Origin of the sequence: Paenibacillus aestuarii (assembly GCF_027789125.1) — a bacterium.
In the GTDB taxonomy this organism is placed as follows: Bacteria; Bacillota; Bacilli; order Paenibacillales; family NBRC-103111; genus Paenibacillus_E; species Paenibacillus_E aestuarii.
In genome coordinates this window covers 1-23,048 of sequence record NZ_JAQFVF010000033.1, presented here as the reverse complement: position 1 = coordinate 23,048, position 23,048 = coordinate 1, and the positions used below count along the sequence as shown (strand labels likewise).

Annotated in this window: 20 protein-coding genes, 2 tRNA genes and 1 riboswitch; of the genes, 6 read left to right on the top strand and 16 right to left on the bottom strand. The window is 52.6% G+C overall.

The window, feature by feature from the left end:
• Positions 1-48: 48 nt before the first annotated feature.
• From O9139_RS15240 to O9139_RS15230, 3 genes are all read right to left on the bottom strand, one after another.
• Positions 49-1,689: a family 16 glycoside hydrolase gene (locus O9139_RS15240; RefSeq protein WP_270880327.1), complete on the bottom strand. Its 1,641-nt coding sequence runs from the start codon at positions 1,687-1,689 to the stop codon at positions 49-51.
• A 312-nt stretch (positions 1,690-2,001) separates the two neighbouring features.
• Positions 2,002-3,762 (bottom strand): glycoside hydrolase family 2 protein, encoded by a 1,761-nt coding sequence (locus tag O9139_RS15235; protein WP_270880326.1) that lies wholly within the window; start codon positions 3,760-3,762, stop codon positions 2,002-2,004.
• Positions 3,763-4,141: 379 nt separating this feature from the next.
• The gene (locus tag O9139_RS15230) at positions 4,142-5,068 is read right to left on the bottom strand and encodes an ArsR/SmtB family transcription factor (protein ID WP_270880325.1); all 927 of its coding nucleotides are present in this window, start codon (positions 5,066-5,068) and stop codon (positions 4,142-4,144) included.
• Positions 5,069-5,284: 216 nt separating this feature from the next.
• On the opposite strand from O9139_RS15230, the gene O9139_RS15225 reads away from it, so the two are divergent.
• Positions 5,285-6,376, top strand: coding sequence for a GGDEF domain-containing protein (locus O9139_RS15225; RefSeq protein WP_270880324.1), 1,092 nt, complete (start codon positions 5,285-5,287; stop codon positions 6,374-6,376).
• A 104-nt stretch (positions 6,377-6,480) separates the two neighbouring features.
• Positions 6,481-7,128: an SOS response-associated peptidase gene (locus O9139_RS15220; protein WP_270880323.1), complete on the top strand. Its 648-nt coding sequence runs from the start codon at positions 6,481-6,483 to the stop codon at positions 7,126-7,128.
• Between the two features lie 48 nt (positions 7,129-7,176).
• Here O9139_RS15220 and O9139_RS15215 read toward each other — a convergent pair whose 3' ends face one another.
• Entirely contained in the window at positions 7,177-7,608 is a 432-nt protein-coding gene (locus tag O9139_RS15215) for a DUF1284 domain-containing protein (protein ID WP_270880322.1), read from the bottom strand.
• Positions 7,609-7,729: 121 nt separating this feature from the next.
• Here O9139_RS15215 and O9139_RS15210 point away from each other — a divergent pair, with 121 nt between their 5' ends.
• Positions 7,730-8,296, top strand: a complete 567-nt coding sequence (locus O9139_RS15210; protein ID WP_270880321.1) for an Hcp family type VI secretion system effector — start codon at positions 7,730-7,732, stop codon at positions 8,294-8,296.
• A 91-nt stretch (positions 8,297-8,387) separates the two neighbouring features.
• On the opposite strand, the gene O9139_RS15205 is transcribed toward O9139_RS15210, so the two are convergent.
• Positions 8,388-8,972, bottom strand: a complete 585-nt coding sequence (locus O9139_RS15205) for an NUDIX hydrolase (RefSeq protein WP_270880320.1) — start codon at positions 8,970-8,972, stop codon at positions 8,388-8,390.
• A gap of 146 nt (positions 8,973-9,118) precedes the next feature.
• Positions 9,119-10,531 (bottom strand): hypothetical protein, encoded by a 1,413-nt coding sequence (locus tag O9139_RS15200; RefSeq protein ID WP_270880319.1) that lies wholly within the window; start codon positions 10,529-10,531, stop codon positions 9,119-9,121.
• Between the two features lie 148 nt (positions 10,532-10,679).
• On the opposite strand from O9139_RS15200, the gene O9139_RS15195 reads away from it, so the two are divergent.
• On the top strand, positions 10,680-10,895 hold the full coding sequence (locus O9139_RS15195; protein ID WP_270880318.1) for a hypothetical protein: 216 nt from the start codon (positions 10,680-10,682) through the stop codon (positions 10,893-10,895).
• Between the two features lie 30 nt (positions 10,896-10,925).
• Here the strand turns inward: O9139_RS15195 and O9139_RS15190 are convergent, their stop codons facing one another.
• From O9139_RS15190 to O9139_RS15170, 5 genes are all read right to left on the bottom strand, one after another.
• Positions 10,926-11,186 (bottom strand): YqkE family protein, encoded by a 261-nt coding sequence (locus tag O9139_RS15190; protein ID WP_270880317.1) that lies wholly within the window; start codon positions 11,184-11,186, stop codon positions 10,926-10,928.
• A gap of 33 nt (positions 11,187-11,219) precedes the next feature.
• A complete protein-coding gene (locus O9139_RS15185) occupies positions 11,220-13,055 on the bottom strand; it encodes an APC family permease (RefSeq protein ID WP_270880316.1) in 1,836 nt (611 codons plus the stop codon).
• Between the two features lie 98 nt (positions 13,056-13,153).
• A riboswitch (cyclic di-AMP (ydaO/yuaA leader) is annotated at positions 13,154-13,303 on the bottom strand.
• A 179-nt stretch (positions 13,304-13,482) separates the two neighbouring features.
• Complete coding sequence (locus O9139_RS15180; protein ID WP_270880315.1) at positions 13,483-14,259, bottom strand: EcsC family protein; 777 nt, start codon at positions 14,257-14,259, stop codon at positions 13,483-13,485.
• A gap of 240 nt (positions 14,260-14,499) precedes the next feature.
• Positions 14,500-16,182, bottom strand: coding sequence for an ATP-binding cassette domain-containing protein (locus O9139_RS15175; RefSeq protein WP_270880314.1), 1,683 nt, complete (start codon positions 16,180-16,182; stop codon positions 14,500-14,502).
• Positions 16,179-17,006 carry an ATP-binding cassette domain-containing protein gene (locus O9139_RS15170; protein WP_270880313.1) on the bottom strand — a complete coding sequence of 276 codons (828 nt, stop codon included), beginning with the start codon at positions 17,004-17,006 and terminating at the stop codon, positions 16,179-16,181. The genes O9139_RS15175 and O9139_RS15170 overlap by 4 nt, the downstream gene beginning before the upstream one ends.
• A 117-nt stretch (positions 17,007-17,123) precedes the next feature.
• Here O9139_RS15170 and O9139_RS15165 point away from each other — a divergent pair, with 117 nt between their 5' ends.
• Both O9139_RS15165 and O9139_RS15160 read left to right on the top strand, forming a co-directional pair.
• On the top strand, positions 17,124-17,729 hold the full coding sequence (locus O9139_RS15165) for a biotin transporter BioY (RefSeq protein WP_270880312.1): 606 nt from the start codon (positions 17,124-17,126) through the stop codon (positions 17,727-17,729).
• A 192-nt stretch (positions 17,730-17,921) separates the two neighbouring features.
• Positions 17,922-19,391 carry an S-layer homology domain-containing protein gene (locus tag O9139_RS15160; protein ID WP_270880311.1) on the top strand — a complete coding sequence of 490 codons (1,470 nt, stop codon included), beginning with the start codon at positions 17,922-17,924 and terminating at the stop codon, positions 19,389-19,391.
• Positions 19,392-19,430: 39 nt separating this feature from the next.
• On the opposite strand, the gene O9139_RS15155 is transcribed toward O9139_RS15160, so the two are convergent.
• The 5 genes from O9139_RS15155 to O9139_RS15135 form a co-directional block, all read right to left on the bottom strand.
• Positions 19,431-20,129: a response regulator transcription factor gene (locus tag O9139_RS15155; protein ID WP_270880310.1), complete on the bottom strand. Its 699-nt coding sequence runs from the start codon at positions 20,127-20,129 to the stop codon at positions 19,431-19,433.
• Complete coding sequence (locus O9139_RS15150) at positions 20,129-21,772, bottom strand: ATP-binding protein (protein WP_270880309.1); 1,644 nt, start codon at positions 21,770-21,772, stop codon at positions 20,129-20,131. Before O9139_RS15150 ends, O9139_RS15155 begins: the two co-directional genes overlap by 1 nt.
• Before the next feature lie 62 nt (positions 21,773-21,834).
• The gene (locus O9139_RS15145) at positions 21,835-22,737 is read right to left on the bottom strand and encodes a cache domain-containing protein (RefSeq protein WP_270880308.1); all 903 of its coding nucleotides are present in this window, start codon (positions 22,735-22,737) and stop codon (positions 21,835-21,837) included.
• Positions 22,738-22,884: 147 nt separating this feature from the next.
• Positions 22,885-22,958: transfer RNA gene (locus O9139_RS15140), tRNA-Pro, on the bottom strand.
• Between the two features lie 4 nt (positions 22,959-22,962).
• Positions 22,963-23,041 (bottom strand) — tRNA-Leu (locus O9139_RS15135).
• Positions 23,042-23,048 lie beyond the last annotated feature (7 nt).

Here is a 23,048-nt window from a genome sequence, read left to right as displayed (position 1 = left end):
AAGCAACTTTAACGCCGTGCAACAAAAAAGAGGCCCGAAGGCCCCCTTTTAATACACCTGAATATTGTCAAAGCTGACACTATTGCCAAAACCGCCACGCACGCCGATCGTCCCATTCGCGAACGTCGCATCGGTAAAGCTGATCTTCGGCGTCGCCATGTCGCCGACATACACCTTGATGTTGCCATTGTTGACGACAACCTTCATATGATACCAAGTGTTCGTCGCGATCGGCGTACTCACCGAGCTTAACTGCGTCCAGCCGTTGTTGAAGCGGCCCAGCCAAATCAACCCCGTCGAATCAATGCCAGCACCATAGCCGGACAAACTGTCCGTCCCTGTCGCCGGATTCATCACGTTAAAGATCAAGCTGCCCTGCCCAGCATTGTTCAGCTTGATGTCCCCTTCCAGCGTATAATTACGCAGGGACGGGTACGGTGTCAGCACCGATTTCTCCGCGCTGCTGGCAGTCAAATTATACGTGCCACCGCTGACGCTCCAGGTGCCGCCATAATGCGCCCAGCCGTTATCATTGGCTGAGAAGTCATTGGAATACGTCCCCGTTAACGTGCCGAATCTCACTTGAACATTATGTCCCCCGACGCTGCGGTCGACGGAATCGATAAAGGCGATTTCATTCGCGCCGGTCTGATAGAGAGCGCCCCATAACGTATTGCCGAACGCCGCAGCGTCATTTGTATACCAGGTCGCGCCGTAATCGTTGCTCATACTGACAACATTGGAGTTCGAGCTCACCACAAGCCTTCCGTCCGTCAAAGAGAGCAGGTACGGCCCTCCCGCCTGATTAGCGATTTGTGTGCCAATGCCGCTAGCCCACGTTTTTCCATCGCTGCTCTTCTTGTAGAAAATATTGCAGCTCTGCGTGCCGCACACCTCAAATACCACCATGTACTGGCCGTTCGCCATCTTCGTCCATACCGGCATACCCGGACGAGCAGCAGCATTGCCCGGATCCCAGGCGACGAAGATCTCATTCCCCCAGGTCGCGCCGCCGTCGGTCGATATTTTTTGTGAAATAATTTGACTGTAGGATGGGTTCTCTGTCACATGCTTTTCATTCGCGTACATAACCGTCAGCGAGCCGTCATTGAGGAAGCCTAGATGTGGCTCATAGACACCTTTGTCAGGGTTTCCAAGCGCGCCCGGCGAGCCATTGTTCTGGTCAATCATGCTCAGGTAGCTCCAGTTGGTGCCATTATTCGTGCTCTTGTACACCTTTAACTGGTACGACTCCTGCCAGCGGACAGACCGCATCGCCAGCACAATGTCACCATTCGGCAGCTGTGCCAGCTGTCCGTTATCCAGATCACGGCCGTCTTCCCACAGCGTCGCCGCCAAGCTCCACGTACGGCAGTTGTCCGTACTGCGGAACACTTGAAGACGCGTACCGCCCCAGGACACCTTGGTGTAGCCGTTATTGTCATAAATAGCGGCCACGGCCAGCCAGTCCCCATTGGCTAACTTCAGCATACGAGGGTACTCCGAACCGAAGGTGCCGGGGTGCAAGCCTCGGGCATCGGTGCCTGCATCGGTGAAGGTATTGATATTTGTCACAGTTGAGGTGGAGCCCCACGTAATCGGACCGTTAGCTGCAAAAGCAGGCAAAGCACCCATCAATAAAACGAAGCAAAGTAAAATACTAAAGGCAGACAATGTCCTTTTTAACATTTCATTTTCCTCCCATGTCAGTTATGGAATTGCTCAGGTGTACCACGCCACCCCGTGGTCTCTTCGATTTCCCTCCTTTTCGACCCTCAAAAATAAAGCGCTTACAACCAAGAGACAAAGTTAATTTTACCTTGCCATGGCTCCCATCCGACACCTACAATCTGCACGTATAAGGGGAACAAAATTACGCTTTCCCGCAATATCAGGCGGACATTCTTACGCTGCTCGCAAAATCTTATGAGCAAACCACCTTCCAGCACAAAAAACAGCCTGCCCTGCATTGCATCCGCAAACAGGACAAGCTGCATCATGTTACGCCAAATTAATGGCCTTAATAATTTCCAACGACACTTTGGGCTCCCGGCCCTCCGTCAATAATCCGTTCACTTCCTGCTGAACGTCCGTCACTTGCGTATAACAATAACCGCATATATAGTCCGTGTCTTTAATCGCTTGCGTAATGTTTTTGAACCGTTCGATAAATTGCTCGTTCGTCGCGACTTGGTTCCCGTAACCCCAGCCTTTGCCCGTATTGAAGGCGATGCCGCCAAACTCACTCAAGATAATCGGCTGTCCGCGATAGGCATAACCTTCAGCCATGGCATATTTCGAGTTGTTAAATGCAATGCTGCCATTCAGTAAAGTGTCCTTATCGGCATATCTGGACAAAAGCCTACTCCCCACTTCTTCATAGTCGTGCAGGGTGATAATATCGGAGACCGTATGCTCCCAGCCGTCATTAACAATGACAGGGCGATGCGGGTCCATCGACTTTGTCAGATGATAAATGCTCTCCGTAAAACGCTGCTGCTTCACCTGCGTCAACACTTGCGGAATGCCCCAGGACTCATTAAAAGGAACCCACGTCACGATGGACGGATGGTTGTACTGCTGTCTGACGATTTCTACCCACTCGCGAGTAAACGACTCGATCGCCTCATCATTAAATTCATAGGTAGCTGCCATCTCCGACCATACGAGCAAACCCTTCACATCGCACCAGTACAAGAATCGGGCGTCCTCAATTTTCATATGCTTCCGAACCCCGTTGTACCCCATCGCGAGGACAGCATCAATATCGGTGAGAATCGCCTCTTCCGATGGCGGAGTCAGATGACTCTCCGGCCAGTAGCCTTGATCCAGAATGAGGCGCTGATAGTAAGGCCTATTGTTGAGCAATACTTGCCCATTTTTAATGGAAATCTTCCGCATGCCAAAATAAGAATGCACCCGATCAACTTCCGTACCATTTTCAAATAAAATAAACTCTACATCATATAAGTTCGGCTGTTCAGGAGACCACGTCTTCATACGCCAAGGGCCATTCGCCTCGTGGAACAAATCGACTTCCAACTGCAGCCAAGGGCGGTCGATCACAAGATTGGCCGTCTTCAGCAGTTGGCCTTTGAAGCTGATGCGGGTTTCCACTTGCAGTGCGCCCGCTCCAGCCGCAGCTTCCGTCTGATATTCGAAGCGCACCGTCCGCGCGTCCAAATCAGGCGTCATCTTCACCGCTTTCAGATGAGACAGTGACACGTGCTCCAGCCATACACTCTGCCAGATGCCCGTCGTCTGCACATAGAAGCATTCGAAGTTGTCATTGATCCAACGCTGCTTACCGCGAGGCTGCGTGCAGCTTTGGCTGTCTTCCACTTTCACAACGAGACGGTTGGCACCGCCATAAACGGCATACGGAGTAATATCAAAAGAAAAAGCGGCGTACCCGCCCTGGTGCTGCCCGACATAAATGCCGTTCACCCACAGCTTGGCCGTATAATCAACAGCTTGAAAATGCAAAATCGTCCGCTGCCCCTGCCGCTCCAACGGAAGCTCAACGACTCTCTGGTACCAGACGTTAGGATGGAAAGCTTCTTCCCCAATCCCGCTCGCCTTCGTTTCGTAAGTGAAAGGTACAGTAATTCGTCGATCCCCTTTAAGCTGTGCGTACCACTGCTCCCGCTCCCCGCGATTATCATCGTCAAACCGGAAATCCCATTCACCGTTCAAAGAATGCCAATCTTTACGGACAAATTGCGGTCTTGGATAGTCCTTCATATACGCCTGTGTGGTCATGCTCGTCAGTCAGCTCCTTTTGATACAATTATTTTGTTTTATTACAGAATTATTGTATTAATAATTATAATCTATGCCGATTCCGGGTAATTGTCAATAGTCTCCTTAAGCTCTCCTTACCTCTCCTATACTAAGAGTGCTGCTGTAATCCGGTTTTGCCAACTACAGAGGGGCCATGAGCGAAAAGAACGACTCCAATGCGAAATTGCCTCACAACAGGGGCTATTTGGCGTGGAGATGTATGTTTTAGCCTCTGCAATTGGGTATCATCCAGCTCGAGCAGCATTCGGATGGAGAGTTACTTTCATAATCAGGCAAATCCGGACTGCGTAACGAGTCGGGAAGCATACGAAAAAAGCAGCCCAAGGGCTGCTTCATACTATAGCGAGTAAAATATTTTCATCACGATATCCTGCTCATAATCGCCGAATCGTTTGCCGAACAGGTTCAAGCCGCCTTTATTGTGCGCATCCTCTTTAACACCCACTCGCAGATCGACATAGGGTCGGTTGAATAAAGCAAGCTGCTCGAGCCCCACGCCTGAGACCTCCATGTTATCGAGCATGCACTTCTCCCTGTCAATACTCCAGGTTTTCAGCGATCCGAACTGTGTGCCATTCATGTGCCACCAGCCAGGATTCAGCCTCCCCGGCCGACCGCCAAAATCACCCGGGCACGTCCATGTGCCGACTTCAAGCTCATTCACCCACAGCGTAATATCGGACGGCCAATCATTGTCATAATTGGGAGCCTCCGAGCACAGCTCCATCGAGAATTGCAGCGAGCTCACCTTGGCATGCGGCGGCAACTCAAGCGGAAAGCGGTAAGCCAAATACCCTTTGCGGAGCCAGATCAGTTGGGCGGCTATACGGTGCGGATGAAAAAATCCCGCCGGCGAATCTTCGGGAATGATCGGCCTCTCCTCGCTGACCATTCCGCAGGTTGGGGCAATCTCACACGCAATGAAACTGCCAATTGGCATTTCGATTTCGTAGACTTGGCCCTCTGCACTTCGCGTAAATGCCTGCGCATTCAAAATAATCCGGATATCGTCATATGTCCGTCTGCATACCTTCATCGCACCTCGCGATGCGGGGACAAGCTCCGTCTCAATCAATTGTGCCTGCTCCAGCACTTTGATGTTCGATGCCGCCGTGGACACAGGGATATCCAGCGCCTCTGCGATTTCATTCACATTCAAGCGTTTCACATTCAGCAGCTGAATCATTTTCACACGCAAATCCGTTGATAGCGCATGAGCGACTCTAGCCAGCTCCTCCGGATTATCTATCGAAAGCTTCAACATCGCATTCACTCCAGCCGTTGGTCAATTTCTTATTGATTTATCATATATGAATTCATGAATTTCACGCAATAACTACCCAAATGGTGTTAATATCTTTGCAAACCACTTGCCTAAAAGTGGTACATTTCTTTACAATAATAGTATCGGCTACTAAAACAACAACACTGCTCATTCACATAGATTGCTGCCGCCTTAATAGGAAGGGGCCTCATCCTGATGGAACAGCTTCCGGCAAATGACCATGCTTGGAATCGCCAACTTATTCAAACCTTATGGTGGGTCTTGATCGGATACGAACTAGCCACCATATTCGCTTTTTTTATGGAACATCGCGAACGTCTAGGTTTTTCGTTGTCTCATTTTTTCGAATTCCAAGCAATGCCCACTAGCCTGCTGCTGATTCTTATGGGGATCGGATATGCGGGCGTACACTATTTTGCCGCATTCAGCAATTACATCATGATCGTTTGGACATCAGCAATGGCCTGCATCTTTATCGTCTGCATTCCCGAACTCATGAGCGAATATGAACTGCTTTGCGTGCCTATTATTTTATCTTCCATTTATTTTCAGCGCAAATTCATCGTATTTTCCTATAGTTTAGGGCTTTTCTGTTTCCTCGGGCTCACGGTGATTACGCTGTATCGCGGGCATGAAGTAACGCCCTACCAGTTTATCGTACCCATAGCTGTCATCACCGCAACGGCGTTCATTTGCAAAATGATTATGAATAAAGGGCTTGATTTGAGCAATCAGTTAAAAGTGTCGATCGTTCGGGAGCAGGATCTGCTGATCCGCAACGTGATGACCGATCGTTTGTCCAAGGTGGACTCGCTAACTGAGCTGTTTAATCACCGCTCCTTCCAAGAGCATACGGACCATCTGATCTCCCATATGCCCAGTGACACCCCCCTTGAATTAGCGCTGATGGATATCGATAATTTCAAGCAGATTAACGATACTTACGGCCATTGGGTTGGTGACGTCGTGCTCAAAACTGTCGGCAGCTTGCTCCGCGAGGTGCTGGGGACCGATGACATGGCGTTCCGGTATGGCGGCGAAGAGTTTGCTGTGCTTTTTGTCGGCAAAACGCATGAAGAGATTACCGTACTCTGCGAACATGTAATGTCCACGGTCCGGAGCACCGTTATTCCGGAGATGCCCGGCCAGCAGCTGACCATGAGCATCGGACTCGCTCCTTACAATCGGAACACCATGAAGAAAGCATGGTTTCAGCTCGTCGACGAGTGCCTGTACATGGCCAAACGAAGCGGTAAGAATCAGATTCACTCCCATTTCTCGAAATGAAGAACCAGGCTGGTCCGTGACCGGCTTGGTTTTTTTGCTGCCGGCTGTACATGAATTTGGTGAAATAGGCAAATAATAGCCAAAATCAAACGAGGTGGTAGCCCATGTGTACTTCTATTTCTATAGTCGCTGATGTCGCTGATCTTACAAAACAATTTCAAATCGACCGCTTACTTGCTTATCAGTCCAACCGCTACGAGGTGCGTCCGACGGAATCGCTGTCCTGCATCACCGTCAACCGCAATAAGGAGCGCTTACTGGACGAATGTCGCTGGGGGCTGATGCCGTTCTGGGCCAAAGAAGCCGTTTGCGGTGACCGCCGTTCGATTTTTACGAACGAAGTGTTCGCGCGCATCGTGCAAAAACAGCGCTGCATCATTCCTTGCAGCGGCTTTTATGTCAGCCGGACCGAGGGTAAAGAGACGAAGTGGATTTATTACAAAATGCGCAGCGGCACCTTCGGCATTGCCGGACTGTACGATGTCTGGCGCTCGCCATCCGGAGATGAAGAGCTGCGCACCTGCATGATGCTGATGACAGAAGCAAACTCGCTCGTCTCCCCGTATCATAGCAGCATGCCGGCGATTCTAAGCCCTGAGCAGGCCGACGAGTGGCTGAAGCCGGAGAACAAAGATCCCTATGCACTCAGCGATATGCTGCAGCCAATGGACGAGCTGTTGATGATCGCCAGAGTACTGGATTCGCCACAAGCGAAGATGGACATTGTCACTGATGCGGGTGTGCTGATCTAAAACAAAGGAGCTAAGCATACAAGATGCTTAGCTCCTTTTCGCGCGGCGTTACTCCTTCCGCGGCGGCACAGGCGGCAGCGCCTCGCCACTGCCGATCAAGCGCACCCCGTCCGCGCAGACGCCGTACGGCTCCCACTTACAGGTCGCGCACAGATGGCCGATATCGCCAGGCGTAACCTGCTCGGCAACCCGCGCACATATATCCGCCCAGCTCCGCTCCATGCCGACCGCTAAGCCGAGCCGCTCAACGATCTCGGCGTCCCGCTGATACACGGTCCTGTTCTCGCAGTGTGGCTCCTGGTCCTGCGGATAGGCTGCGCACAGATCATCTGGCCCCAGCACGACGCGGATCATCGTATCCGGCTTGCTGCGCAGCGTTTCATAGACAGCCGTCATATTTTCACAGAATTGAGCGGAGTAGCCCATGCCTCTATACCCCAACAAACAAAGCAGATGATGCCCCCTAAGCCCGATCTTCATGAACACGCCCTCTTTCCTAGTCTTCAATTAAATACGGCAGATCTATATACAAAGTCAGCCACAGGCTTTATACTTGATCATTGTGATACATAATGTATCAAAAATGAGGAGGAGTGACTTTGTGAAAACCTTTAAAAAACAGTTTATCGCCTTAACCGCCATTCTCCTGTTAGCGCTCGCTTTCTTGGCCGTTCCTGCTGCCGCTGATGAGGCTGATTTTAATGTGTATTTGAAGCTCGACGGCATTCAGGGTGATTCCTTGGCGAAAGGATATGAGAAGTGGATTCCATTAACAGGCATCCAATTCGATGCCACCAACAACAAAAGCATCGCGACTGCCAGCGCTGGAGCTGGCGCGGGCAAAGCTTCCCTGGAAAGCTTCACCATCCAGAAAACCATTGATTCCGCATCCGTTCCTTTGTTCTTGAATCTGATGTCTGGCAAGGCCATTCCAAAGGGTCAAATCGTCCTTGTTCGCAAAACGGGGGATATGGCGCCACTCCCGGTCCTCACCATTGATTTGGAAAATGTCTTCGTGACCGATTATTCTTTTTCCGACACATACGAAGAGCTTACGCTGAAAACGACCAGTCTCAAGCTGACTTACACGCCTATGACAAACTCAGGCGCCAAAGGAACACCGATCGTTGGCGGTTGGGACTTTGTGAAAAATACGCTGATAAAATAACGCCGGGAGCTCCTTCGAACACCCAGCATCGCTTAACGCAGCCAATAGCGGAAGAAAAACTTCCGTTATTGGCTTTCTTTTGGCCTCTCCCCTAATCGCCTATACCGGCGCGCGCTGCCGGAACCCGATACAAGCCGTATCCGTCCATCTGCACGATCGGATTGGCATCCGTCACCAGCCCTGCGGAATCGGCATGCATTGCCACGTCGATCAGCCAGCGCGTAAAATCCGCCACATTCAAGCCCTGCATCTCCTCAAGGCTGTAGAAGCCTGCCGCATCAACCTCCACGCCATCCGGAACCGGTTCACCGTCAACATACTCCATTTCAAAAGCGACATACAGATTATGTATGTTTCTCGGCAAGTCGCGTACCGCGACCACCCGCTTCACTTCCGCTGAAACTCCAGTTTCCTCCAGAACCTCACGCCGAATCGTATCGTGAATCAACTCATGCTGCTCGATGTAACCGCCAGGGTTCGTCCATCTGCCTTTGCCAGGTTCCTGTGCTCTGCGTACCAACAGCATCTTGCCCTCTCTCATGACGAGAGCTCCGACGCCTACGCTGTAATTGCCCCAATGCACGAAGCTGCACACCGTACAAGCTCTGCGCATCGTTCCGTCCACGTCTCTGATTTCCAACTCTGCCCCGCAGGACATGCAAAATTTAGCTTCCATCGCTCTATCAACCTCTCAGTCTCAGGACTATGTTCGCAGCACTCTCTTCATTGTAGCACGAATTAGGGGCAAATCCTCCTGCAGATTGAAATAACCCGCCCCAGCCTTGCGCACGTCAAGGCTGTAACGGGTTATCCGCAAAACGATTAAATCAAGAACATCGCGACAACTGTCGTGACCGTGAGACCAATCAGCACAGGCAGCAGATTCCGCCTGGCCAGCTCGAACGGGCTTACGCCGCATATCGCAGCGGCAGGGATCAGCGCCCACGGGATCAGCGTCCCGCCGCCGACCCAGATGGCGGCAATCTGCCCGAGCGCAGTCAGCGTAGCGCCGTCGGAGCCGATCGCGCTCCCGAACAGGTGGGCAACCGAGCCTGCGAGCGAGATGCCCGAGAAGCCGGAGCCGTCGAGTCCGGTGATCGCTCCTATGACGGTGAGCGTTACAGCGCCGACAGCGCCATTGAGCGGCACGACGCCCGCAAGCGCGACGCCGAGGTCGTTGACGATGCCGTGCGAGCTCTCCGGCAGCACTTTACCGAACAGCTCCCCGAAGGCGGCGTCGCCCAAATAGAAGAACGCGGCAATCGGGATGACGGGACCGAACACTTTGAACCCGAACACGAAGCCCTCGATCAGGTAAGAAGTCGTTTGCTCCAAGCCTTGATTGCGGTGGGCCAGCAGCGTGACGAGGATCAGAATGAACACCGCCGTCCCGCCGACAAGCGCTGTCGCATCCCCGCCTTGCAGGTTCAGCACGAACATCGCAACCACGTCCAGTGCAAACAGCAGCGGGATGATCACAGCCAGCCACCTTTTCACCCCGGGAGCTAACACAATTTTCTCCGCCTCGTTGTCGCCGGAGGCAATTCCTGCCGCAGCAGAACCGCCGGCTACGAGGCCGTCTCGCCATGTGCCGTTCTTCATATCCCGGCTCATCATCCAGAAGGCCGTGATCGTCGTCACAAGCCCCATGACGATGACAAGCGGCACGCTCGCTTCCATGACCGCCGTTACTGGCAGTCCTGCGGCATCCGCCGTCAGCTTTGGCGCGCCCTGAATAATATAGTCACCGGAGAGAGCGATCCCGTGACCGAACAGGTTCATCGCCATCGCAGCGCCAAGCGCCGGCAGGCCGACGCGAACCGCGACCGGCAGCAAAACCGCGCCGATAAGCGCCACCCCTGGTGACGGCCAGAAGAACCAGGAAGTCACCATCATGATAATCCCGATCCCCCAGAATGCCATTGAAGGCGTTCTCATAAAGCGGGTTAGCGGCGCTACCATCGTTTCATTGATTCCCGTACGAATCAATACCCGGCTCATCGCGACGATAATCGAGATGATCATAATCGTGCCCATTAACTCTTTTGTCGCATAAATAAAGCTGTTGAACACGCCCGAAATGGAACCGCTCAGCGTCTCTGTCGCCATCAAACCAAGCGCAAAAATACCGACGACACAGATCATCGTCGTATCACGACGCTTAATCAGCATGGCGAGAATAAAGCCAATAAATACCAAATACACCCAATGAAGCGGCAGCAACTGTATATCCATCGGGACCCACGCATCCTCTCTGCCTTGCACAAGATTGTGCTACAGTCTATGCATGGGCCTGGGCGTCGGTTCCCGCGCCTGCGGGCGATTATAAGGATGTCCATCACCTGTGTTACAATGAAAGTATTACATAGAAAGGGATTGAACTATGGCCCGCAACCACCGATTAGTCACGGACGCTGATTTCCAGGAAGCCATTGACCGGCAAGCCAGCATTCGCATTTTCAAAGACGATCACGTCGTCGATTCGAACGCCGTTATTTTACGTTTTAGCGAAACTACCGTCGTCGTACAAACCGCAGTCAGCGACTTAACCTATTACGAGCGCGAAGTCTGTGAGTTTTTTGAAATGAAAAAACGTTAGTCCCTCAAGGACTAACGTTTCACGCTGGTATTACTTATGCTTGCGCCAATCCAGCTTGCTTTGGCTGAGCAAGTGACCGAAGTCATTCTCCAAGCGCTTCTCTTCCGCTTTACGCGCCGCTTCCGCCTGTTGTCTAGCGGCTTCCTTACGCGCCTGCTCTTCCGCTTTCATAGCGTCGGATTGCATTTTCAGCTTATTGACAATGTCCGGATTCAGCATATCCTTCAACGTCGCCGGTTTATCTTGGGCCGCCGGGTCCGGAGCCGAGGACGACCATTTTTTCTTCGCCACTTTCTGTCACCTCAGATTTCTTCTCTAATTTCACTACTCATTCAAATGATAAGGCACAGTCGCCACCACAATATCTTTATCGGACTGCAGCTTGGAACGAATCCGTGATGCAGACTGGTTATGAAGCAGACGATGCCACCAGCGCTTCGGAATAAACTGCGGCAAAATCACCATAATCGCTTGCTTCTCCGATACGTGCGTATCGATCCGCTCAATGAACTCCGCCAACGGCTTCACAATTGTGCGATAGCGGGATTTGAACACAACAAGGCGTACGCCTGGGTTCCATTTTTCCCATTTTTCTTCCATAATAACTTCATCTTCATCCGAAAAGGATACATAAAACGCGATCACATTCGGCGATAAGGATTTCGCATAATTCAACGACTGCGCCACTGCACGGTGGATGCCCGCAACCGGTACGATAATCAAAGACTCCTTCGTGCAGACGCGGTCTTGCTCGAGATCGATCCGCAATTGTTTCGCCACATCATCATAATGGTGGTTCACCTTCGTAATCATCCACAGAATCAACGGTGTGACGACAATGACAATCCACGCGCCTTCCGTAAACTTCGTGAAGCAGAAGATGAGCAGCACCGCAAACGAGACCAGAGCGCCCAGACTGTTAATCACCAATTTGCGTGGCCAGCCGGCTACGCGTTCCTTGAGCCATTTGCGAACCAGACCGCTTTGCGCCAGTGTAAAAGATAAGAAAACGCCGATCGCATACAGCGGAATCAGACCGTCTGTTTTCCCTTTGAAGGCGATCAGCAGCACGCTCGCCAGCACGCCTAATGTAATAATACCATAGTTAAACGAGAGCCTGTCGCCCCGAAACGAGAACATACGCGGAAAGTTTTTATCCTGTGCCATAATCGAAGCCAAAATCGGAAAACCGTTAAAGCTCGTATTGGCAGCCAATGTCAGAATCAGCATCGTGGCAATCTGCGTCGCGTAATACATCGCGCCCCGGCCAAATGCCTGCTCGGTAACCATTGATAGTACAGAAGTATGCCCATTCGGGTCGGGCGCAATTCCATAAGCGAGACTGAGCAGCGTGACGCCGCCGAAAATAACCGCCAACAGCCCGCCCAGCGAAGCCAATGTCTTTTTGGCATTCTTCACGGAAGGCGTGCGGAAATGCGGCACCGCATCGGAAATCGCCTCAATGCCCGTCACCGCCGAACAACCGGAAGAGAACGCTTTGAGCAGAACAAACAGTGTTAAACCGTGTGTCATAGCGCTTGGCATGACGTGAACGGGCTGCGTGTGAGCCGCTCCGGTCATGAGATCAAATATACCTTTTCCTACGAGAAGCAGGATACATAAGATGAAAAAATAAGTAGGAATGGCGAAAATCGTGCCTGATTCCGAGGTTCCGCGAAGGTTCAACCACACCATCGTCCACACGAGCAGCACGGCCATCGGGACGATGTACGGCACCGTCACTGGGAACGCTGACGTAATCGCCTGCACCCCGGCTGATATTGAAACCGCTACGGTCAAGGTGTAGTCGATCAACAGCGATACACCGGTTAACCTCCCCCAGGTCATCCCCAGGTTCTCTTTGGAAACCATGTAAGCCCCGCCGCCTTGCGGATAAGCCTCAATCACCTGCCGATAGCTGATAACCAGAATAGCGATCAAAGCAATAATGGAAATGGCGATCGGCAAAGAGAAAGCAAAGGCCGCAACGCCGACGGTAGCAAGCTCCAGCAAAATTTGCTCGGTACCATAGGCAACCGACGATAAAGCGTCTGAAGACAAGATCGGCAGCGCTTTCCAGACTTGCATCTTTTCTGATTCCATCTCGCTAGACTTCAGCGGCTTTCCGAACACGATCTTCTTTAATGAATCACTAGTCATTCTTGGTAGTTCCCCCAGTTTTTCTGCAACGTGCAAGCCTGTTATTGCTTTTTAGGGCGCAAAAAAACACAAGGATAGACCTTGTGTTTACCACGCGTTCTCCTTCTCACAATCGCTTACGAGGTTAGCTGTCGGGTTCGGACTGCGAGAATAAGCCCTAATCAGTGCACCTTGCCTGCACCTCTATTCACCCCAAGAAACCTTTGGTTCCCCCGCTTTTCGGCTAGAAAATTCAGCGAAATCTATTCAAATGTAACGTACGATTGAATACTACTCTCTTAGCACGTCATAGTAAAGGGGGGAATAAAGTAAAAAAGTTACATCGCATGCTCACAAACAAGCAATAATGCGCTTACAATCGTAGGATTCGTTTATTTTCGTCGAATATCTAGCATTTCTGAAAGCTATTTCATTTTTCACCCTATTTTCAAAAAAATTCCGCCTCTGCCGCCCCCGCTGTTTTGTCCATAATCTTACGTATACGGAAGCTATTCATACCGGCCACGCCTAACTCCTCCAGCAAACCGTAGTTGGCCCAAGCGCCCACGACCGCCCCAATGCCTGGAACAAGCTGCAGCATTTTACGGAAATCGATCGTATCTCGGTACTCCTGTTGAAGCTGCTGCCAGTCGATCTGCTCCGTGTAGGAGGCAGCCGGCGGTAAAGTTGCGGCGATCGCCTTCCAGTTCCGGATCGTTTCGTACAGCGCCGGCTTCTTGGTCGAACTGGAGAAGGCCAGCTGGAAGACGTACAGAATGAATAGCCGCTCACGGTAATCCTTGGTGGAGTACCCGTAGGCATGGGCGAGCTCGAACAAGAACTTCATCTTGATGCCGATCAGAATCGGGAAATCCGCCAGTCCCAGCAAAATCCCGCCTGCGCCGGTGCCAGCCCCTTCAGCTGCCGCTATCTTCTTGTACAGCTTCAACAACTCCTCTGCTTTCGCATCGCTCTCTGCCAGCGTAGCCCCCGTGAGCGGCTCGTTCTTCGGTATAAAGTCCATCCCGAATAGGGAAGTTTGAACAATGCCTTTCACCGTTGCCGTAATCGTCTTATGCACTTTATCAGGGATCAGCGTGTTCACACGCGTCTGCAAATTTTTCGAAGTTCTCTCGAGCAGTCCCGGCTCCTTATGCAGCCCTATCTGCCAGCGCCTCAATTGCCGGATTGTCTGCTGCTCATAGATCGTATATGTGGGCTCCATTCGTTCACCACCTCTGCGCTTCTTTTTTAGCAATAGTATAGTATACGCGAGGTGCGTGCGCGAAGTTGCAGCGCATACAAATAGAAAAAGCAGCCTTACGGCTGCTCGTGTAAATTAACAAATATACGCACCCATTCCACGGGTTGGCGCCTATGTGGGTTACATTACTAGTCACTCTTGATCAGGAAGGTGTCCTCCCCAGTTTGGACGCGAGAACGGCTTAGCGGACCGTCCTACTGACTAACGAATGAGAACCAGGATTACAAAGCAGATACACCCGCCTGCGACAAGCCAAGTATCTGCCTTCTTCCAAGCTAGTAAATGGCTATGCTTAGCAAACGGGAGGCCGTCTGCTCTTTTTAACTCTAGGGCAACGGTCAATTCTTCCGCCTTATGGAACATCGAGAGCAGCAGGGGGACGACCATGGCCGGGATGTCACGCATACGCACCTTGCCGGGATGCAAAGCCGCCTTGCCCCGGGCTCTGACAATCGTCGAGAATCGCTGCCATTCCCGTAAAATGAGCGGAATAAAGCGGAAGATGAGCGATACCGCCAAGGCAAAGGCGTCTACGGGCAGCCTCCACTTTTGGAAAAAGCTCAGGGCCCAGCTCAAGCCTTGCGACAGTTGACCGTACGGGGTCGTTGACGCCAGCCAGTACCCCGCGATCACGACGATGAATAAGCGTGTCACATTCAGCAGTGTACTTATGGCGCGATCCAGGGAAAACCCTAGCGACAGACTGGCCCCGGCAGCCCCTTGGATATCGAGCCCGGCAAGTGCGACAGTAACGGCCATGAAAATAAGAAATGGCCGCCCAATCTTCCACAGGCCGCGCAGCGTCTCACGCGGCAGCCCGATACAAGCGAGTGCGACAGGCACAGCCGCCGCGGCCAGCCCGTACCAGCTTGTCTGCAGCATCGTGCCGATGCCAAGCAGCAGATAGAGCAGCCACTTCGCCCGCGGGTCCAGGCGAAGCCAAGCCGGCCGGTCGGGCGCTGCCGGCACAGGCGCCACCGCGCGGACGGCTCCCCCCGGCTGCGCCACAGGCAGCGGCGCAGCCGCGTCCGGCTCGGAGGCGCCCGCAGGTGCGCGCAGCGCCTCAGCGATCGCCTCCGCGGCAAGCGCCGGCGTTAGCCGGTCGGGCGCCACGGCGATGCCGGCGCGGGCGAGCGACTGCGCGACGCGGACGCTGCTCGGCAGTCCGACGCCGGCGCGCTCGAGCCGCTCCGGCGCGCGGCAGAGCTCGGCCGGCGTGCCGTCCGCGACTATCGCGCCGCCGTCCATCACAAGGACACGATCCGCGAGCGGAAAGAACGTGTCCAGATCATGCGTGGCGATAACGAAGCCGCCACGCTCCCGCCCGCGAATGAGGCGCAGCAATTCGCCGGCCGCCGCCGCCTCCAGGCCGGCAGTCGGCTCATCCATGAAGAGCCAGTCCGGCGCTGTGGCGAGCGTCGTCGCCAGTGCAAGGCGGCGCTGCTCGCCGCCGCTCAGCGCAAAAGGCGAGCGCTCCATGGCGAACACGCCGCGCGGATCGAGCTCCTGACAGGCCGCACGAATACGCCGCTCTCGCTCTGCCTGCTTCAACCGATACGGGCGAAGCGAATAGGCAAACTCCCGTTCTATGCTGCCCGCAAACAGCTGCTGCTCAGGGAATTGGAACGTCAGTCCAAGCCGCAGCAGCTTGGCGTGATCCACCTTCCCCTTCTGCCACAGCGGCTCCCCGTCTAATGTGATTTCACCTGCTGAAGGCTTCTGAATGCCAGCCAGCACCTGTAGCAGCGTAGACTTCCCCGAGCCAGTATGACCGATTAGAAGCGTAACCGTATCCTGCTGCAGCTCAAGATCAATGCCTTTCAAAAGCTCAATCTGACGGTCCTCCGGGGCATGAACTCGAATGTCTCGTAAGGCAATCGTCATCCTGGTGTCACCGCCTCGGCAAGCTGATCTGCGTCCAACGGATAGCAGCGAAGCTGAACGCCTCTCGCCAGCAGCTCCCAAGCTGTCTGGACAACAAACGGCGGCTCCAGCCCGAGCTCCACACACGGTGAACTCCCCTCCGCTTGCTCCCCGTCTCTCCCATAAAAGAACGCTTCGGGCGTCCCCTCAAAAGCCACGCGTCCGCCGCCAAAAGCGACGATTCGATTCGCCTCAGCCGCTTCCTCTAAGCGATGCGTAATCCATACGATCGACGTGCCTTGCTGGTGCGCCCGCCGCACAGCCTGGATAACTTCGATCCGCGACGCTGGGTCAAGCATCGCTGTCGGCTCATCCAGCACCAACACAGCCGGCCGTGACGCCAAGGCACAGGCCAGGTTAAGCAGCTGCTTTTGACCGCCTGACAACGTATGCAGCGTACGATTCAGCGCAACGTTAAGCCCAACGGCAAGGAGCGCCTCCTGATAAAAGAGAGCCCTCTCTTCTGCCGTCAACTCCATTGCGCCCGGTATATCATTGAGCTCTTCTTCCACGGTGTCACCGATGCATTGCGCATCCGGCGATTGAAGAACGCCGCGAAATCTCCCCACATCACGCACCAGTTGGCCGGCAGTTAGCGGGCACAAGCCAAGCAGCACGCTGGCTAAGGTGCTTTTGCCGCTTCCGTTCGGTCCTGTGACGACAAGCCAATCGCCCTGCCGAATGTCTAACGTGACATCGGCCCAAACTTGCCGCCCTTGACCGTTTTCTGTCCGGTAAACAACAGAGGCGCGCTGAAGGGAAGCGAGTACAGATTTATTTGCCATAAGTAAAAATTCCTTCCACTTTCCAAAAAGATATGATATGATTCCAATTGTTAACCAATTGTCACCTTATTGGTTGACAATAAAATAACAATACCAGAAATAGGAGAGATGAACAATATGAAACTTACGCTTCGCGGCATTGTTTTCAGCGCCTTGTTTGCCGCCATACTTGTTTTATTCAGCTATGTCAAAATTCCGCTCGGCTTTACCCCTGTGCCTATTACTTTACAAACACTTGCCGTAATGCTGGCCGGAGGCTTGCTTGGCGCCCGCTATGGCTTCCTCAGCATGGCATTGGTCGTCATTTTGACCGCGATCGGCTTTCCCATGCTTCATGGAGAAGGGGGCTTAAGTATCGTATTGGGACCAACTGGCGGCTTCATTATGATTTGGCCGTTTATCGCTATGGTGGTTGGCCTCATTCTGCCGCGGATTCGCATGAACGGCATTATGGGTTACATAGGCGCCTTTCTCGTGCTTGAAATTTTCGGCTCTCTTCTGCAATATGTTGCCGGTGTTCCTTGGCTGATGTATAAGGTGCCAACTTTATCATTCGCCAAAGCGATGGCCAGCGGGTGCTATCCGTTCCTGGCCGGCGATGCCGTTAAAGCGGTCGCAGCCGCGCTGATCATCGCTCCTGTGCGCCAAGTTTTCCCGCCGCAGCGACTAACGGGCTCGACTTCCCACAATGTTGTGCAGAACTCGCAGGATCTCCCTGCCTAACTACACCCTAACGGTCGTTCCGATCGCCACATCCGGCTTTTACGCTGGGTGATGGCGATTTTTTTATGAAATTGTAATGTCATCGCTCTGATTTTTATTCGATTGTAAGGCGTCCGCCTGTAAGATGGTTGTTGTAAGCGCACAGAACATTCTTAGAACTTATCATAAACAATTCGAATAGGAGTGGCACACATGAAAAAAATGAAAAAATCATTAGCCCTGTTAACGATCGCAGCCACTGTAGGTATGCCTGCACTGCTGCCTGCTCATGCACTGGCGGCGAACCCTTTTGCGGACGCTGCGAGCAATCCGCAAATTCAAGCGGCTATCGAACAACTAGCCGGTCTGCAGGTCATTTCCGGTTATGATAATCACACCTTCAAGCCGGATCAACCCGTTACTCGCGCAGAACTGAGCAAAATGACAGCTCTGGCGCTGAAGCTGCAGCCAAACAGCTCCACAACCGTTCCATTCAACGATGTGGCCTCGGAGGACTGGTTCCACCCTTACGTGGCTGCTCTTGCGGCGGCAGGCGGATTGAAGAGCGTTAACGAGCAGTTCGCTCCTGAGCATACCGTTTCCGCGGATGAGCTTCGTGAGCTTTTGGCTGGAGCGCTTCACGTTGATCAGAGTGTGGTTCAACAACTTGCGGGCAGTTCTGCTCTGACCAGCGATCAAGTTACGCGTGGTGAGGCAGCGCTAATCATCGTTCAAGCGCAACAACTAGCGCCAATCCACATCACAAGCATCCGCGCGCTGAATGCCATCACGCTGCAGGTTACGTTCTCTGCGCCGATTCCAAGTGCCGAGCTGGAGCTTGGCCCGGCCAGCAAAAATTTTGTCTTCGATAACGGGCTTGCCATTTCCAACGTGCCGCGCTTGAAAACAGGCTCCACATCGACCTACATCATCCCAACGCCGACGCAACAAGCGGGGACGCTGTACACGCTCACTTATAAAAATCAGCCTGCTGGGTCTTTCGAAGGAAGCGGCGAGAAAATCGCCCTGAAATCCACCCAGCAAGTGGCGAACGATATGTTCGAGATCGAGTCCACGCTTGAGGACGGAATTGCCGACTACGGTTACGTCATCGCTGCTTACAGCAAAAGCCGTCCAGGTTCATTCATCGTTGACGAGAATAATGTAAGCAATGGCAAAGCCTATCAAATCCTTTCGTCCATGCGGATGCGCCAAGTGCAGATTACACCTGAGAACGGTGCACCGATGACAGCGACCTATTCGCCGTTCACGCAAGCGACAGACGGCAGACAAGCGCCAAAATTCATTCTTCCTAACGGCGAAACGTTCAAGCCAGGCGTCACTTATACGGTCACGGCGGATTGGGCTACTTTTGCCAGCTCCACATTCGTGGCGAAAGACATCGCGCCTTTAACCATTCAATCGGCTGCCGCAATCGACGAGCAATCGATCACCGTCACGATGACGCAAGACCCAAAAGATGAAATGTTCGTCCTGCGCCAAGTATTGCTTACAGCTCCCGACGGCAAAACCTTGACGGCGGAATACGTGCAATCTTCCCGTAAAGGCGCTGTCGCTTCATTTGCAACGTTAAACAAAGAAAAATTAGTACCAGGTACTACGTACAACGTAACACCGATCGGCATTTGGGCAACAGCGAATGGGGTCACGGTGATCAAATAAACAAAAATGGAGAGTCCCTTCCCAAGGGCTCTCCTCTTTTTATTCGTACTGCGCCATATAGCCAACGCCAGGGTACGTGACGATGAAATCCAGCCCTTCGGCTGCGGATTTGATTTTTTGCCTGATTCTCGCAATCGTGACTCGCAAATACTCTACCTCATCGCGGTACTCGCTTCCCCAGACCTCGCTGAGCAGCTGCTCATGCGTCATGACTTTACCTGCGTGCTGCAAGAGCAGCGTGAACAGATTATACTCCGTCTCCGTGAACTTTATTTCCGTCTCATTCAGCCATGTCCTGCGCTGCGCTAAATTCACCGTTACCGGACCGAGCGTAATTTCGCTCGTCTGCGCCGGGGGAGACACGCGTCCATTCATGCGGCGGAGAACCGCATTCACTCTGGCAAATAACTCATCCAAAGAAAACGGCTTCGTCAAATAATCATCCGCACCCAGATTCAACCCCTGCACTTTATCGCTCGAGTTGCTTCTGGCCGTCAACATGATCACAGGGACGCTGGAATACGTGCGCAGCCGCTTCAGCACCTCGAATCCATCCATGCCGGGCATCATCAAATCAAGCAAAACCAGATCCGGATCAAAAGCATCTATCGCATCAAGCGCTTCCTGCCCGCTCTGGCTGGCCATCGTTTCATAGCCCAAAGATTTCAGATTCGCAGCAACGAAGCGGATAATCTTCGGCTCATCATCGACGATCATGACTTTTTGCTTATTTATCATCAACCCTTCTCCTCTCCTTGATACTTCGGTATCAATAGCGTAAACGTGCTGCCTTGGCCGAATTCACTTTTCACCTTGATATCCCCGCCATGCGCTTGCATAATCCCTTTACAGATGGCGAGACCAAGTCCAGTTCCCCCAGTTTGGCGAATGGAGGACACATCTACCCGATAGAAACGATCAAAAATATGGTCCAAATGTTCAGCGGCTATCCCTATACCGTTGTCCTCTACCTCAAGTCGTACGAAGGAATCCGCAACTTTGGCTCGTATCCGTATCATCGGCTGGCCCAAGTTGTATCGCACAGCATTGGTGAACAAATTAATTAACACCTGCTCAAGCCGCAGCTTATCCGCATAAACCAGCGGCAATTCCTGATCCAGCTCTACTTCAAAACGAGTATGGATATAAACCGCCTGCTGTGGCAAACGTCTTCTCGCGCTTTCTACCACGTCTGCCAGACGTAAAGGCTGGGGATTAATCCGCATCGCGCCTGCTTCGATTTTGGATATATCCAGCCACTCTTCGATCAAGTCTTGAATCCGCCCAATATCCTCGTGAATCCCTTCCAGCAGCTCTTGCTTAAAGCTTTCCTCCCACTTGGCATCCGTCCTTAGAAGCGTTTCGACACTGCCTTTAATACTCGTGATCGGCGTTTTGAACTCATGGGAGGCCAGCGAGATTAAATCATTTTTCAGTGCATCGATTTCATGCTCCTTCGTCATATCCCGCCATACATAACCACGGCCAAATACGCGGTTCTCCCGGGAAACCTCAAAAGCCGACACCGTGAGGAATCGTTCCTTTCCATTACTGCCTGTCAGTGTAAAAGTCCCTTGTGTGCTGCGCTCCTGCGTAAGCTTATGCAGATCCGCCTGCTGCTCGGACAGCATGCCGGACAAGGCGTGAAATAGATCCTGTTCACTCATCATTAGCAGATTCGCCATCGGAATGCGGAAAATGTCACACATCCGGTGATTGGCATAAACGACCCGATGCTGCACATCGACTAACACGATTGCATCCGACATGCTTTCGAGCACAGCATTCAACGTCGCATGCTCGTTCTGCATGCTTTTCAGCAAAATATCATTTTGCAGGATAATGGCCACAGTATTCGCAAAAGTATGTAAAAACGCCTCATGACCGCCGGCTTGTCCGCTCTCCTCCCCGCTGGTCTGCACGGTCATATCCCCTAGCACCAGGCTGCCCGTTTGTACAGGGATCCGCGTCTCCAAGTCCGCTCGGCCTCGCGTCTCGCTGCTCCCATCAAGGCTCTCCCAGTCATGTACATCGCTTAATGTTGATGGCCCCGTATGCGCTAACCTGAGATGTACCGCCGCCTGGACGAAATCACGAAGCTGCTGCAGCGCTTCGGCAATATGCTGCCCCGCCGCGCGACCTTGAATAGACGGCAGCAGCAAAGTATTCACAATCTCCAGCTCCTGATTTTTGCGCAGCAAGCTCTGCGTTCTCTCCTCAACACGCATCTCCAACTCCGCATTCAGCTGCAGCAGCGCTTGTTGGTTTTCTTTGATTTGTGTCGCCATCCGAAAAAAATGCTCTGCCAGCAGCTGCAGCTCCTTCGGCGCTTCTCTGGGTACGGCTTCGTCATCGACTTGTTCGAACGATCCTGATGCCAACCGCTGCGTATATCCGACCAACGTATGGATCGTCTGGTTCAGTCGTTTCGCCAGTAGGCTGCCTAGCGCAGCGTTACAAGCAGCGTCAGCACCAGCAGCATCACCGTAATCTGCAAGGATTCGTAAAAGGCCGCATTTACCGCTTCCTGCGACCGGCTAACCCACACTGTCCATCCGATATCTGGAATTGTCGCATAGGTAATAAACTCCGCTTGCAAAGAACTGCTGAGCTTATAGGTCCCTTCGCCTTTCGGCCTGCTAGCCGCATCGAGAAGGACAGGCTCATGCGAAAAATCTGCCAAGGATGCTGTCAGTGTTTCATTCGGATGATACACAAGTCTCCCCGCTTGGTCGACAATAACCGGGTACGCGCCTGTGCCGTACTCGTATTTGATCGCTTGCGATTTGACCGGCGCCAAATCCAGCACAGCTAGGACAAATCCGTCCATCCGTTTGTTCGCGGCAAAAATGGGAACTGCAATCGCGACAGCTGGCTGATTCGCTCCTTCCAGATTTCGGAATAACGGGGAGATCACCGTTTTTCCCGTAGCCCGAATGCGCTCTGTGTAGTCGCGTTGACTCACATCCAATCCGATTAGGTTAGGATTGGCCGCCGTATTCATCGCTTTTATCGACGCATTCGCATCAACCACAAACAGCCCGCTGAAACCGGCCAACGTCTCCTGAAGCGACTGCAGCTTCAGTGTCAGACTCTCCCGCGTGCGAAAAGGAGGATCCGACGCGCTGATCGTAGCCGCTAATGTTTCCACCGCATTCTGGCGGTAACTGATATAAGCGTCTACAGCATCCGCTAGCCGGTATGTCATCTGCTCCTGGTTTTGCTTCGCTTCCTTCGTAATATGCGTGATCTGCGACACCTGAAAGCCGCCAAGAATGAGAATTGGAATTAAAGCAATTATGGCAAATGTAATCGTTAAATGAGCGCGCATTGATCGTTTATTCACAGGATTGCCTCCGCTGCTAAAATAGGCATTTGTTATATCATTATTTTACCATAAAGCATCGCCATACCCGTATTTCTTCAAAACAAAAAACAAGCATAATTGACAGTTTTTCACTGTACGAATTATGCTTGTTCGACCGATCCCCTATCGGGATGACACGATTTGAACATGCGACCCCCTGCTCCCAAAGCAGGTGCTCTACCAAGCTGAGCTACATCCCGTTAATACCGGCGAGAGGACTCGAACCTCCACGGTTTCCCACTCGATTTTGAGTCGAGCGCGTCTGCCATTCCGCCACGCCGGCTTAGATG